Source organism: Mesobacillus maritimus (assembly GCF_023715205.1).
GTDB lineage: Bacteria > Bacillota > Bacilli > Bacillales > Cytobacillaceae > Mesobacillus_B > Mesobacillus_B maritimus_C.
Genome location: NZ_JAMBNR010000017.1, coordinates 73,594 through 87,391 on the forward strand (window position 1 = coordinate 73,594; position 13,798 = coordinate 87,391).

11 protein-coding genes and 1 riboswitch are annotated in these 13,798 nt (G+C 38.6%); of the genes, 9 read left to right on the top strand and 2 right to left on the bottom strand.

The features are described from left to right. The first annotated feature begins 11 nt into the window (after positions 1-11). A complete protein-coding gene (locus tag M3182_RS21020; protein WP_432806592.1) occupies positions 12-413 on the top strand; it encodes an ectoine synthase in 402 nt (133 codons plus the stop codon). 70 nt (positions 414-483) lie between these two features. Here M3182_RS21020 and M3182_RS21025 read toward each other — a convergent pair whose 3' ends face one another. Next, positions 484-858, bottom strand: coding sequence for a DUF3899 domain-containing protein (locus M3182_RS21025; RefSeq protein WP_251428200.1), 375 nt, complete (start codon positions 856-858; stop codon positions 484-486). 416 nt (positions 859-1,274) lie between these two features. Here M3182_RS21025 and M3182_RS21030 point away from each other — a divergent pair, with 416 nt between their 5' ends. From M3182_RS21030 to M3182_RS21055, 6 genes are all read left to right on the top strand, one after another. Further along, positions 1,275-2,954: a peptide ABC transporter substrate-binding protein gene (locus M3182_RS21030; RefSeq protein WP_251428198.1), complete on the top strand. Its 1,680-nt coding sequence runs from the start codon at positions 1,275-1,277 to the stop codon at positions 2,952-2,954. Between the two features lie 166 nt (positions 2,955-3,120). Beyond that, the gene (gene opp3b, locus M3182_RS21035; RefSeq protein WP_251428195.1) at positions 3,121-4,050 is read left to right on the top strand and encodes an oligopeptide ABC transporter permease; all 930 of its coding nucleotides are present in this window, start codon (positions 3,121-3,123) and stop codon (positions 4,048-4,050) included. Next, on the top strand, positions 4,050-5,204 hold the full coding sequence (opp3C, locus tag M3182_RS21040) for an oligopeptide ABC transporter permease (protein ID WP_251428192.1): 1,155 nt from the start codon (positions 4,050-4,052) through the stop codon (positions 5,202-5,204). Before opp3b ends, opp3C begins: the two co-directional genes overlap by 1 nt. A gap of 17 nt (positions 5,205-5,221) precedes the next feature. Then, complete coding sequence (locus M3182_RS21045) at positions 5,222-6,271, top strand: ABC transporter ATP-binding protein (protein ID WP_251428190.1); 1,050 nt, start codon at positions 5,222-5,224, stop codon at positions 6,269-6,271. Continuing rightward, the gene (locus M3182_RS21050; protein WP_251428186.1) at positions 6,271-7,206 is read left to right on the top strand and encodes an ABC transporter ATP-binding protein; all 936 of its coding nucleotides are present in this window, start codon (positions 6,271-6,273) and stop codon (positions 7,204-7,206) included. Before M3182_RS21045 ends, M3182_RS21050 begins: the two co-directional genes overlap by 1 nt. A gap of 189 nt (positions 7,207-7,395) precedes the next feature. Beyond that, complete coding sequence (locus M3182_RS21055; RefSeq protein WP_251559882.1) at positions 7,396-8,568, top strand: TraB/GumN family protein; 1,173 nt, start codon at positions 7,396-7,398, stop codon at positions 8,566-8,568. A gap of 774 nt (positions 8,569-9,342) precedes the next feature. Here the strand turns inward: M3182_RS21055 and M3182_RS21060 are convergent. After that, positions 9,343-10,521, bottom strand: a complete 1,179-nt coding sequence (locus tag M3182_RS21060; protein WP_251559884.1) for an MFS transporter — start codon at positions 10,519-10,521, stop codon at positions 9,343-9,345. Between the two features lie 280 nt (positions 10,522-10,801). Then, positions 10,802-10,915: riboswitch (SAM riboswitch) on the top strand. Positions 10,916-11,017: 102 nt separating this feature from the next. Here M3182_RS21060 and M3182_RS21065 point away from each other — a divergent pair. After that, complete coding sequence (locus M3182_RS21065) at positions 11,018-12,343, top strand: Na+/H+ antiporter NhaC family protein (RefSeq protein WP_251428178.1); 1,326 nt, start codon at positions 11,018-11,020, stop codon at positions 12,341-12,343. A 210-nt stretch (positions 12,344-12,553) separates the two neighbouring features. Further along, positions 12,554-13,786 carry an FprA family A-type flavoprotein gene (locus M3182_RS21070; RefSeq protein ID WP_251559886.1) on the top strand — a complete coding sequence of 411 codons (1,233 nt, stop codon included), beginning with the start codon at positions 12,554-12,556 and terminating at the stop codon, positions 13,784-13,786. Positions 13,787-13,798: the final 12 nt, after the last annotated feature.

Consider the following 13,798-nt stretch of genomic DNA (forward strand, 5'->3'; position numbering starts at 1 on the left):
GAGGAATCATGATGATTGTAAAAAATTTAGAAGATGTAATTGGAACAGAAGATCATGTAAAAGGGGAAACGTGGGAAAGTAGAAGGATTATTTTAAAAGATGCAGGAATGGGTTTTTCTGTTCATGATACGATTATTTACAAAGGAACAGAGAGCATGTTCTGGTATAAATATCATCAGGAAGCCGTTTATTGTGTGGAAGGGGAAGGCGAGATTGAGGACTTAACAACAGGAAAAATCCACCCAATTAAACCTGGAACACTGTATGCACTGGTAGGACACGAAAAACATTTGCTGCGCGCAACAAAGTCAGATATGAGAATGGTTTGTGTGTTCAATCCTCCATGCACAGGTCAAGAAACACACGATGAAGAGGGTGCTTACGCACTGCCAAAAGAAGAAGCTAATTTATAATATATATATAGAAGAAAAAGGAAAACGGAAGCCCAAGCATTTTGCTTGGGCTTCTCTCGTGGGTGAAAATCTAGCGTTCGATTAGGAGATAGTAAACAAATAATAAAATACAAAGTAATCCGATAAGGCCAAGGCTTTGAAACCGCACAACCTCGTAACGCTTGGAGCCAACTTTTTGGGACGGAAGGGGTTTTTCTTTCCACTCCTCCAGATAATCATCTCTTTTTATGAACGTATGATGGAATCTTCGAAAACCAAAAGTGACCCCATCAAAAAATCCGCCTTTTTTGGTATATTGAAGCAAGAAATACAAAAGATATAGGAAAGCGAAGTAGAAAAGAGTGTTGATGTAATGAACAAAGGTATATTCATCCGCTAGTATTAGAAAGAACACGAATGATAGTAGAAGATTGAGTAAAAGGAATAGCCATTTATTGTAAAACATGTTCTTCACCTTTATATGAATTATTTTGGAACTAATTAAAGGATGGTTTTTATCCCTCGAAATTATACTATAAAAGTTCAAACTCTGCAGGGGAAGGAGTGAATTGTTTAAAAGTACTAAATGTGGTGAAAAGATAAGCTAAATAACTTAATTTTTACACTTTAAAACGTCAAAGTATTATATTAGTAAAGGAATTTTTCTTTGAAATATTATCCATTCAAATGTATTAATATAATATAAAAACCCTTACAAAGAAGCAAACTCAATGCAAATACTAATTAGAATTATTATATTTTTTGACTTTTATATTTTTTTATACTTTACAACAATACCAATTACAGAGTATACTTTCATTAGCTTCTTTTTAAATAGCTAGAATTGCCAGAAAATAAAAATAAATAAGGGGGCATACACAAATGAAGCGAAAATTTGCTTGGCTATTATCACTTGGCCTAGTACTTAGCATGTTTTTAGCTGCTTGTTCCGGTGGCGGAGACGATACATCTGACAAGCCAGCAGATGAAGGTTCAGACCAAGCTGCTGAAGGCGGCGAACAAGTATTAAACCTAATCAATGGCGATACGATTCCTTCAATGGACCCATCATTGGCAACTGATGAATACGGTTTCCAGTTCTTGGGCGCAACAATGGAAGGCCTATATCGCTTAGATGAAAATGCACAACCTGTTGAAGGGATTGCTGTAGACCACAAGGTAAGTGAAGACGGTCTTACTTGGACTTTCGAACTTCGTGAAGATGCAAAGTGGGAAAATGGTGACCCTGTAACAGCGAATGATTTTGTTTATGCTTGGCAACGTGCTGTAAACCCGGACACTGGATCTGAGTATGGTCCATACATGATGGGCGGCGTTATTAAAAACGCTACTGCAGTTAACGAAGGTAAAGCGGAACTTGATGAGCTAGGTGTTAAAGCAGAAGATGACTATACTTTAGTTGTTGAGCTTGAGCATCCAACGCCATACTTCCACTCATTAACAACTTTTGGAACATTCTTACCATTAAATCAGAAGTTTGTTGAAGAGCAAGGCGACAAGTTCGCTACTAGCACTGAAACACTTTTATCTAATGGACCATTTAAATTAGATAACTGGACAAGTACTTCTAACGAGTGGGATCTTGTTAAAAACGATACTTACTGGGATGCAGATACTGTAAAAGTAGAAAAATTACATCACCAAGTAGTTAAAGACCCTAAAACTGCTGTAGCATTATATGAAGAAGGTACAGTAGATCGTGCTGGGTTATCTTCTGACTTAGTTGACCAGTACTCTACACATGAAGACTATGCGGTAACACCAGAAACATCTGTGTTCTATTTAAAGCTTAACCAAACAAGAAATGAAGCACTTGCAAATGTGAACATCCGTAAAGCAATTAGCCTTGCATTTGACAAGCAAGCTCTTGTTGATGAAATCCTAAACAACGGTTCTATCGTTGCTAATGGACTTGTTCCAAAAGACTTCGTTACAATCCCTGGAACGGAAGATGATTTCCGCGATGTAAGCGGAGATTTAGCAGCTTACAATGCTGAAGAAGCGAAGAAATTCTGGGAAAAAGGTTTAGAAGAATTAGGAACAGATTCTGTTGAACTTGAATTCCTTGGTGGCGACACTGAGACTTCAAAAGTTATGAACGAATATCTTGCTAACCAATTACAAACAAACCTTCCTGGTTTAAAAGTGACTTTAAAGCAAGTTCCTTTCGAACAACGTCTTGATTTAGATACAAACATGGATTATGATATGCAATTTGCAGGATGGGGTCCTGACTATCTTGATCCATACACATTCTTAAGCCTTTGGATTACGGATGGCGGAAACAACAAAATGGGATATTCAAATGCTAAGTATGATGAATTACTAAATGAAGCAGCAACAACACTTGCACAAGATAACGAAGCACGTTATCAAAACTTCCTAGAAGCGGAAAAGATTCTATTTGAAGATGCAGCAATTGCTCCAGTATATCAAAGTGCTATGGCACAATTGGTTTCTCCGAAAATTCAGGGTGTATATGTTAACCCGTTCGGAGCAACTTATGAGTATAAGTGGGCTTCTGTTGGATCTGCAGAATAACTTGTAAAAGTTAGTCCAAAGAATTTTCCAACCCTAGCGTAATAGACAAGAGAGTGTGTGCTTTAAAAGCATATACTCTCTTTCTCCGTTTTAGAGGAGAAATGTCTGATAATAACAACAATTAACGAGGAAATTTAAAATTTGAAGTAAATTAGGGGGTGCAGGAATGACTCGCTATATTCTGCGTCGATTATGGTATATGTTCATCACATTGTTTATCATCGCAACAGTTTCATTCTTCCTAATGAAAATGTTACCTGGTAGTCCATTAAATGCTGAAGATAAATTAAGTGAATCACAAAAGCAAATTGTCTTAGAAAAGTATGGGCTTAATGATCCTGTTCCAGTTCAGTATGCTAAATACATGGGTGGTCTTGTAAAAGGAGATTTAGGGATTTCATTTGCCTTTGATAATACACCTGTTACAGATATTTTAGTGGATCGGATTGGGCCATCTGCTCTATTAGGTTTTCAAGCATTAGTTGTAGGAACACTGCTCGGAATCCTCTTAGGTTTAACTGCCTCAATCTTCCGTAATGGTCCTCTTGATTATACATCGACTACTATAGCCGTACTAGGAACCTCAATTCCATCCTTTGTTTTTGCCGGATTATTACAATATGTATTTGCTGTTAAATTAGGTTTATTACCAGTAGCATTATGGGGTGAGTTTAAGCATACCATTTTGCCAACGATTGCATTGGCTATTCACCCAATGGCAACCGCTGCTCGTTTTACAAGAACAGAGATGGTAGAAGTCCTTCATTCTAATTACATCACAACTGCTCGCGCCAAGGGTGTAACGGAGTCTGGGATCATTTGGAAGCATGGATTGCGAAATGCCTTAATCCCACTCGTAACTGTTATTGGTCCAATGGCTGTTAGTTTGATGACTGGGTCAATGGTAATCGAACAAATCTTTGCGATTCCTGGAATCGGGGAACAATTCGTTACATCAGTAATGGTTAACGATTACCCAACCATTATGGGAACAACCTTAATGTTTGCGTTCCTATTTGTAGCGATTATTTTAGTAATCGACCTCCTTTATGGATTAATTGATCCTAGAATTAGACTTGCAGGAGGAAGTAAATAATGGATAACAAAAATCAAAACAATATACCTAAGGAACTTTTTAAACCTCTTGTTAGAAAAGAGGATACAAGTGAAAAGATTTCTAGCCCAAGCAGAACTTTTTGGCAAGATGCACGAAGAACGTTATTTAGCAACAAAATGGCTATGTTTAGTATCTTTATTCTCGTGGCAATTATCTTGTTAAGTATTTTTGCACCAATGTTTAACGAGTATGGAAACGATGATCAGGATTTATCAAGAGCAAAACTGCCACCACGTGTTCCAGTTTTGGAAAATGTCTCCTGGCTAGGTTTTGACGGAACCTTAAGTGGTAAATATACAGGTAATAATGTCGAAGCTGCCACTGCAAAGGCTATTGCTAGATATGATAATAATGAAGATTTTATTGATATTAAGGTTGTTAGTGAAGGTGACGGAAGCAGAAACTCTGCTGAGGTAAAAGCAACTTATCATATCTATGATGCAAAAGGTTTAGAAGACACTTATTTCTGGATTGGTACCGATACATTAGGCCGCGATCAATGGACACGTCTATGGTTAGGAACTCGTGTTTCCTTAATTATTGCGTTCGTTGCAGCAGCCATTGACCTCTTGATTGGTGTTAGTTATGGTGGGATTTCAGGATTTTATGGTGGAAGAGTGGATAACATTCTTCAGCGTATTGTAGAGGTTCTTGTAGGTATTCCGAACTTAGTAATCATTCTTTTGATGATGCTCGTTCTGCAACCAGGTATTGTCTCAATCGTTATCGCTTTAACGATAACCGGTTGGACAGGAATGGCACGTATTGTCCGAGGGGAAATTTTGAAGGTTAAGAGTCAAGAGTTTGTTCTTGCAGCTCGGACTTTAGGAACGCCGAACGGAACAATTATTCGAAAACACTTAATTCCAAACATTAGTGGAATCATTATCATAAATACGATGTTTACTATTCCAGGCGCTATCTTTTTTGAAGCATTCTTAAGCTTTATCGGATTGGGGATTGTCCCTCCAGATGCTTCACTCGGTTCCTTAATTGACATTGGGTTTGATAATATGTCCCTATACCCATATATGCTAGTATTTCCTGCAATATTAATCTCTGTGATTATGATTGCATTTAATATTGTCGGTGACGGTCTGCGTGATGCATTTGACCCTAAGATGCATAAATAAAAGGTAGGTGTGCAAAAATGAGTAAATTATTAGAAGTAAAGGATTTGAAAGTTTCATTTGACACCTACAACGGCGAGGTTCAAGCAGTTCGAGGTGTCAGTTTTGACCTTGATAAAGGGGAAACATTAGCAATCGTTGGAGAGTCTGGATCTGGAAAATCAGTAACTTCAATGGCTTTAATGAAACTCCTTGCAGGACAAGGATTTATTAAAGAAGGTCAAGTTCTCTTAGAAGGAGTCGACCTTGTTAAAAAGTCTGAAAAGGAAATGCAGAAGATTCGTGGGAAGGATATCTCAATGGTCTTTCAGGACCCAATGACTTCTCTAAACCCAACGATGAAAATTGGAAATCAGATCATGGAAGGGCTTATCAAGCACCAAAACATGAATCGTGAGAATGCTAAAAAACGTGCGATTGAGCTATTAAATCAGGTTGGAATTCCACAACCAGAGGTACGGATGAATCAGTACCCACACCAATTTTCAGGCGGTATGCGCCAGCGTGTAGTTATAGCAATTGCGCTTGCTTGTAATCCAAAGGTTTTAATCGCTGATGAACCAACCACAGCACTTGATGTAACCATTCAGGCACAAATTTTAGAATTGATGAAGGAAATCCAAAAAGAAGTCGATAGTGCAATTATCTTTATCACGCATGATCTTGGTGTCGTTGCCAATGTTGCAGATAAAGTTGCGGTTATGTATGCAGGAAAGATTATTGAAATGGGTACAGTAGATGATATTTTCTATAACCCGAAACATCCGTATACGTGGGGATTACTTGGTTCAATGCCAACCCCTGACAGTACGGATGAGGAATTATATGCGATTCCTGGTACACCTCCTAATATGCTAAAACCGCCTGTAGGGGATGCATTTGCCCCAAGGAATGAATTTGCATTGGAAATTGATACCGTAATGGAGCCGCCAATGTTTAAGGTGTCCGATACACATTATGCGGCTACTTGGTTGCTACATCCAGATGCACCTAACATTGAACCCCCTGAGACGGTAAAACAAAGAATGCAGGGGTTTGCGAATACAGGTCGCAAGGACGGTGACAAGTAATGACAAGAGAAAAAGTATTAGAGGTAAAAGATTTAAAAAAGCACTTCTCCGCAGGAAAAGATAAAGTAATTAAAGCTGTTGATGGAATTACTTTTGACATTTATAAAGGTGAAACATTTGGTTTGGTAGGAGAATCGGGTTCCGGAAAATCCACTGCTGGTCGAACCATCATCCGTTTATATGATGCGACTAGTGGAGAGGTTAAGTTTAATGGGGAAGATGTTCATGGAAGGAAATCCCGTGATCAGCTTCGAAAATTTAACCGTAAGATGCAGATGATTTTCCAAGATCCACATTCCTCTTTAAACCCAAGAATGACGGTACTTGATATTATTGCCGAGGGAATAGATGTTCATAAACTAGCGAAGAATGACGCAGAACGTAAGAAAAGAGTAGAAGAGTTATTAGAAGTTGTCGGTCTAAATAAAGAGCATGCGACCCGTTTCCCACATGAATTCAGTGGTGGACAAAGACAAAGAATCGGGATTGCTCGTGCCTTAGCGGTAGAGCCAGAATTTATTATTGCCGATGAGCCGATTTCAGCTCTAGACGTATCAATTCAGGCACAGGTTGTTAACCTACTAAAGAGGCTACAAAGAGATCGTGGTTTAACCTATTTGTTTATTGCCCATGACCTTTCAATGGTAAAATACATTAGTGATCGAATTGGTGTTATGTACATGGGGCACCTTGTGGAACTTGCAGATAGTGATGAGTTGTATGAGAACCCCGTACACCCTTATACGAAGTCTCTATTGTCTGCAATCCCATTACCGGATCCAAGGTATGAGCGTGAACGCGTACGAATTGCCTATGATCCGACAGCACATGATACAAGCGAGGAACCTGAGTTCAGAGAAATTCGTCCTAATCATTGGGTTCGTTGTACATCAAAAGAGTTTGAGCAATATAAGAAAGAACTTGAAAAAAAGTAAGTTTGAAAAAGCCCTGCGTATTGTAGCATGGGCTTTTTCTTTACCCTTTGTTTTACATAATGTGAATAGTGATTAGTAGTCTAGTAAAAGGAATATCAGTTTTAGTTCTATCGCTCGATATTGTATAATAGAAAAGACATTAGACGGCAAACTTACATAGAAAACACTGTGAAAAAGGAAGGTACATCTATGCCTGAGGATAGTGAGAATATAACCCGAATCCATTTAGATGGAAAAGAATATATATTGATAGGAACCGCACATGTTTCGAAAAAGAGTGCGGAGCTAGTAAAAGAAGTAATTGATATGGAAAAACCAGATTCTGTTTGTGTTGAACTTGATCAGCAAAGATACCAGTCGATCCAAGAAGGAAATAAGTGGAGAGAGATGGATATTTTCAAGGTTATCAAGGAAAAGAAAGCATCATTATTGTTAATGAACTTGGCTATTTCTTCGTTTCAAAAACGAATGGCGAAAGAATTAGGCGTTCAGGCTGGTCAGGAAATGATACAAGGTATCCAATCAGCTAAGGAGAATGATGCTAAATTAGTATTAGCAGACCGGAATATCCAAGTGACGTTCTCGCGAATCTGGGGCAATCTGGGGCTTAAAGGGAAGGCTCTTCTCCTAAGTCAGATTATTTACGGGATATTTAGTAAGGAAAGTATATCTGAAGAAGAATTAGAAAAAATGAAATCACAAGATATGCTTGATTCAATGCTAAAAGAATTTACAGAAGCCTTCCCAAGGTTAAAGACACCGTTAATTGATGAACGTGATCAATATCTAGCACAAAAGATTAAGAAAGCACCTGGAGAAAAGGTTGTGGCTGTATTAGGAGCGGCACATGTTCCGGGAATCACAAAACAGATACATAAGGATCATGATTTAGCTGCGTTGACAAAGCTTCCACCTAAGTCAAAGGCTCCAAAAATAATTGGCTGGTCAATTCCAATTCTAATTTTATTAATCGTCGCTTATACTTTTATTGCAAATCCTTCAGCAGGAACTCAACAAGCGATTAGCTGGATTATTTGGAATGGCTCTTTATCGGCAATTGGAACAGCGATTGCGTTTGGACATCCGTTGGCGATTTTAACAGCATTTATCGCAGCTCCAATTACCTCACTAAATCCATTACTTGCAGCAGGGTGGTTTGCAGGTGCCGTACAAGCCTATATGCGTCGCCCAAGTGTAAATGACTTTGAAACGCTCACAGAAGACGTATTTAGCGTCAAAGGCTTTTGGAATAATAAAGTAACCCGTGTTTTACTTGTGGTTGTACTGGCGAACTTAGGAAGCTCCTTAGGAACCTTTATTGGCGGAGCAGATGTCATACGATTATTCTTCCAAAACCTTTAAAGTAGAAAAGCGTAAGCGGCTTGTTCAACTCCGACAAGCGCTGGAGGTCTGGCAGATGAAGTCGTTCTTTGACTTCAACTGACAGACTGAAGCGACTCGAGGAGTTAGCCGTTGGAGCTGGACAAGAGAAAAGCGTAAGCGGCTTGTTCAGCAATGTTTAATATACTTTTAAAAGATCTTCTTAGAGGAAAACGAGTTCCAGGTCCTATCACAAACATTAATGGTGTGAGTTAAAATGAGTGCCAATTTGCATATGAAATTGGCACTCATTTTTATTGGTGTAAGGCCACAATTTCCCCCTCATTTTGCTAAATAAATTATTTTATAAAGTATTTAAAAATAAGCGGAGCAATTCCGGCTAAGCTGTGGATTAAGGCTCGGTTTAGGCTAAATAAGCGGAGTTTTTCCGATTAAGCAAAGCAAAAGCACCCATTATCACGTTTTTTTGAGTCAGTAGTCGGAGTTTCTCCGTATATTCAAGCTATTTTCAGTGCTAATTCTTAGTTAAGAGAAATTTATCCGCTTATTGATCAAACCCTGCTGACTTCCTCATCTAGGTCCGTGAGGGTTCCGTTCTTTTATGGAGGATAGGTTTATTTAAGGGAACTCTTATGGTTAATGAGGTGTTTTCCTAATCTGGTGGGGTAAGAAACTTATAAGGACAATAACGTAAATGAGCAAGCTTAAAAGCACATACACATGGAGCTTTGGTTGATTTTGAATAAACTCAACAACTGAATGTTTAAAAGAAGTAAAGAAGGTAGCAGATGTCTGCTACCTTTGTTTTACAGTGCTATGTGTATGTTTTGTCTGAACTTTATAGATTTGATAGAACATCAGAGCAATAATCGATAAGACCATTCCTGCTAGATATGGGAAGCCAATGGTAATAGAATAAAGCAATCCGCCTAGTGGGGGACCAATGATTCTCCCTAATGAATCAAAGGAAGATAAGAGCCCAGTTGCGCTCCCGTGCCCGGCAGAGGAGGTTTTCGTTAATAAAGAAGAGATCCCTGGTCGAATCAGACCATTTCCAATGCCGAATATCGACAAAAAAATGGCAGCTGTTAGGAAGTCTTTTGTAAATAAGATCAGACTAAATCCTATTGCAGAGATGATAATCCCAAGTTGAATCACAAAGCCTTCGCCATACTTTTTGGTTAGCTTACCAACCAATCCCCCTTGTATTAAGGCTTGGGCAAAGCCCATAATCATGAAAATATACCCAAGTTGCTTAGATTCTAATCCTGCTGTAACAGCGGCAAAATAAGCGTATGTAGCTTCTAAGCCTGCTAACGAAAGAGTAATGAACAGTTGTAAGATAAACAAAATTGAATTAGGACCTTTAAACGCTGCAAGTAAGGAAGGCTTTTTCTGTGAAACCTCTGATTTTCCATCCTTCGGTAGTGATTCTCTTAACACAAACCATACAAAGAAGAAGGTGATGAGAGACGATCCACCTGCAAGATAGAAAGGAATTTGTAAGCTTGATGCTGAAAAAACGCCACCGATAGCAGGTCCAAAAATAAAGCCAAGACCTGTAGCTGCTCCGATGATTCCCATGCCTTTTCCACGGTTCTCCTCAGAGGTAACATCCGCTACGTAAGCCATGACTGTTGGCATATTAGCTGAAGATAAAATTCCCCCAATAATTCTAGCAACAAACAGCATCCACAATTCGGTTGATAAAGCCATCATGAAAAACGAGAGAGAAAGCCCTAAGATACCAATCATGATAACGGGTTTGCGTCCAATTCTATCGGAAATTCTTCCCCATATAGGCGCAAAACAAAATTGCATAATGGAGTAAACAGCCATTAGCAAACCTAGTTGGGTTGGGGTAGCACCAATTTCCTCAGCATAAAAAGGTAAAACGGGAATAATGATTCCGAATCCAATCATAACAAGAAACATAATTGCAAACAGAATTGGCAAAGTTTGTTTTGATTTCATATGTAGGTCACTCCAGTAGGTTAAAAAGGTAGGATAGATTGTTTAGTGTAATATAGTTAAATCATGTTCATAACATCATTATACACAACCCAGTAGTTTGAAATCGAACAATAATGGGCAATTTTTATTTTTTTACAATCGTTTTTCTAGATTGTAGTTAGACACTTTTTATCCTTATCTTCTTAAAAAAATGTAAAATATCCTAAAAATGGTACTTGCATTCTAAAAGCCAATGCGTTATTCTTTTGCTTACTGACCGTAAAAAACCTAGATTAATATCTTCTTATCAAGAGAGATGGAGGGACTGGCCCGTTGATATCTCGGCAGCGGAACTCAAGTTTTGAGTTGCTGTGCCAAATCCAGCAAGCAGTCATTCATGCTTGAAAGATAGGAAGAGCGTTTTATAGATATTATAAGACCTCTTCTTGTTTATAAAAGAAGGGGTCTTTTGTTTTTGCACGATAGACCCTAGAAACTAGACTAGGAGGAATCAATTATGAAGCTAGAAGGAAAGGGAAATGCTTGGGCACTTTTGCCGTTTGCTGTTTTTTTAATTTTGTTTATTGGAACTGGGGTTGTCACAGGTGATTTTTATGCGTTTCCAGTGATTGTTGCGATTGCCATTTCAGGAGCTGTTGCATTGGCAATGAATCGCAAGGAAACCTTTCAAACTAAAGTTGATATCTTTTGCCGAGGAGCTGGAAATAGCAATGTGATGTTAATGGTCCTAATTTTCTTATTAGCTGGAGCATTTTCTGCAACGGCGAAAGGAATGGGTGCTGTTGATTCAACGGTCAACCTCGCGTTATCTGTCGTTCCCCAAAACCTATTGATGGTAGGAATGTTTGTGATCGCTTGTTTCATCTCTTTAGCAATGGGAACTTCAATGGGAACGATTGTGGCTCTAGCACCAATTGGTGTTGGAATTAGTGAACAAACAGACATCTCACTCGCACTTTCAATGGCTGCTGTTGTGGGAGGTGCTATGTTTGGTGATAATTTATCGTTTATCTCTGATACAACCATTTCAGCGGTTCGTTCCCAGAACACGAAAATGAAGGATAAGTTTAAAGTCAACTTCTGGATTGTTCTCCCGGCAGCAATTATTACGTGCGTGTTATTGGGTGTTTTAACAATGGGGGAAAATGCACAAATCGCTCAACAAGACTTTAATTGGGTGAAAATCTTACCTTATTTATTCGTTATTATTGCAGCTCTTTCAGGGCTTAATGTGTTTTTAGTGTTATCACTAGGAGTTGTGTTTGCTGGAACGGTTGGGTTATTTGATGGTAGCTACACACTCATGGGCTTTGTCCAAGCGATTGGAGAAGGAATGGCTGGGATGTACGAAATTGCCTTTCTTGCCGTATTAATTTCTGGAATGGTAGAAGTTATTAAACATAATGGTGGCATTGATTTCTTGCTTCATTTGGTGACAAATAAAATCAAGACCAAAAAGGGAGCAGAATTTGGAATTGCCGGATTAGTAGGCGTGACAGATGCTTCAACTGCAAATAACACGATTGCCATTATTATTACTGGCCCACTTGCGAAAAATATTGCCGATCAATACGAAATTGATCCACGCAAATCAGCAAGTATTCTCGATATTTTTTCATGTAGTGTCCAAGGGTTGCTTCCATATGGCGGTCAAATCCTTGCTGCAACAGCTGTTGCAGGGATCTCACCAATTGCTATTTTACCGTATTCTTTTTATCCAGTATTAATCGCCATTACAGGAACAATTGCCATATTGATTGGTTATCCATCCTTTAAAAGCAAGGCTTTGTCTGAAAAAAGTCTTCAATCAAATGCCTCTTAATCATAGCGCCTGAACATCTTTTTTGATGTTCAGGTGTTTTTTTATGTTTTTTTCTGAACTTAGCTGTTCTTTAGGGATGAAAAAAGCGTGTTTAGGCAACTTTTTCGCCTTTTTTTGTTTATGTGATTCAAATCCTTATTTTCATTTTTTAGGTGTTATAGGATGGTCTCAGATAGAAAATATTGATTTCATTCACGGAGGTTGATCGAGATGATGCAAAGCGTAATACTTGCAGAGAATGTTTATTATATAGGGAAAAATGATAACCGTGAGGTACCGTTTCACCGCTTGATTTTAGCGAGAGGAACAACCTATAATGCATATTTATTAAAGACTGAAAAGCCAACTTTAATTGATACAGTGGATATGGAGTTTGGTCGTGAGTTCGTGGAATATTTAAGTGAAATGATTGATCCAGAAGAGCTTCAATATATCGTGATAAACCATACAGAGCCAGATCATTCTGGTGGGATGGCGGCGCTTGCTGGGCGTGCAACCAATGCCACAATTGTCTGCACCGAGCCAGCAGTTAAGGAATTGAAGGAGATGTACAAGCTTCATTCACGTGATTTCCTTGTTGTACATGATGGCGACACGCTTGATATTGGTGGCAAAACATTGTTATTTAGGGAGACACCTTATCTTCACACCGAAGAAACAATGATTACGTATTGCGTAGAAGATAAGATTTTATTCCCTTGTGATATTTTCAGTACTCATGTAGCAAATAATCAAATCTTCGCCGACGAAGCTGGGTTTGACATTACCGAAGATTTTATCGGCTATTATAACGCAATCATTCATCCACACCGCAGATATGTACGTGCTTTGATTGACGCTTTAGAAACGCTAGATGTCCAAATGATTGCTCCGTCACATGGTTATATTTTACGAAACGAGATTCAAAAATATATTGGTTTGTATGCAACAATGAGTGCGGATACCGTTACAGATAAAAAAGTAACCATTGTTTATACAACAATTCGGAGCAATACAAAGAAAGTCGCAAACCATTTGCAGCGCATTTTTGAAGAAAATGATATTCAAGCATCTGTATTTAATGCGGACAAAGCAGACCATGCTGAGATTCTCGCAAGCATTCAAGAGGCCGATGCAGTCTTTGTAGGAAGCTCAACAAAATATGCGGATATGATTGGAAATATTGAAGATATTTTAAAAGCCATGCTTGATATGAACTTAGAAGGAAAAATTGGGGCTGCATTTGGATCTTATGGCTGGAGTGGCGAGGCAATCGAGGTTATTCAAGATTACTTAAACCAAACGAGTATGAATGTTCAAAGCACTTCCCAGGTCATTAAAACGACTGGAATGACACATGTGGAATTCCCTGTTCGTGTACGCTTTTCACCAAAAGATGAGCAGTTAACGAAGATTGAGCATTCAGCAACCTTTGTAGCAGATTTATTGCTAAGTGCGGTTTAAGAAAGGGGAGAA

Coding starts and splice junctions, on each gene's coding strand:
- M3182_RS21020 (WP_432806592.1), top strand. CDS start 12: ATGATTGTAAAAAATTTAGAAGATGTAATTGGAACAGAAGATCATGTA.
- M3182_RS21025 (WP_251428200.1), bottom strand. CDS start 858: ATGTTTTACAATAAATGGCTATTCCTTTTACTCAATCTTCTACTATCA.
- M3182_RS21030 (WP_251428198.1), top strand. CDS start 1,275: ATGAAGCGAAAATTTGCTTGGCTATTATCACTTGGCCTAGTACTTAGC.
- opp3b (WP_251428195.1), top strand. CDS start 3,121: ATGACTCGCTATATTCTGCGTCGATTATGGTATATGTTCATCACATTG.
- opp3C (WP_251428192.1), top strand. CDS start 4,050: ATGGATAACAAAAATCAAAACAATATACCTAAGGAACTTTTTAAACCT.
- M3182_RS21045 (WP_251428190.1), top strand. CDS start 5,222: ATGAGTAAATTATTAGAAGTAAAGGATTTGAAAGTTTCATTTGACACC.
- M3182_RS21050 (WP_251428186.1), top strand. CDS start 6,271: ATGACAAGAGAAAAAGTATTAGAGGTAAAAGATTTAAAAAAGCACTTC.
- M3182_RS21055 (WP_251559882.1), top strand. CDS start 7,396: ATGCCTGAGGATAGTGAGAATATAACCCGAATCCATTTAGATGGAAAA.
- M3182_RS21060 (WP_251559884.1), bottom strand. CDS start 10,521: ATGAAATCAAAACAAACTTTGCCAATTCTGTTTGCAATTATGTTTCTT.
- M3182_RS21065 (WP_251428178.1), top strand. CDS start 11,018: ATGAAGCTAGAAGGAAAGGGAAATGCTTGGGCACTTTTGCCGTTTGCT.
- M3182_RS21070 (WP_251559886.1), top strand. CDS start 12,554: ATGATGCAAAGCGTAATACTTGCAGAGAATGTTTATTATATAGGGAAA.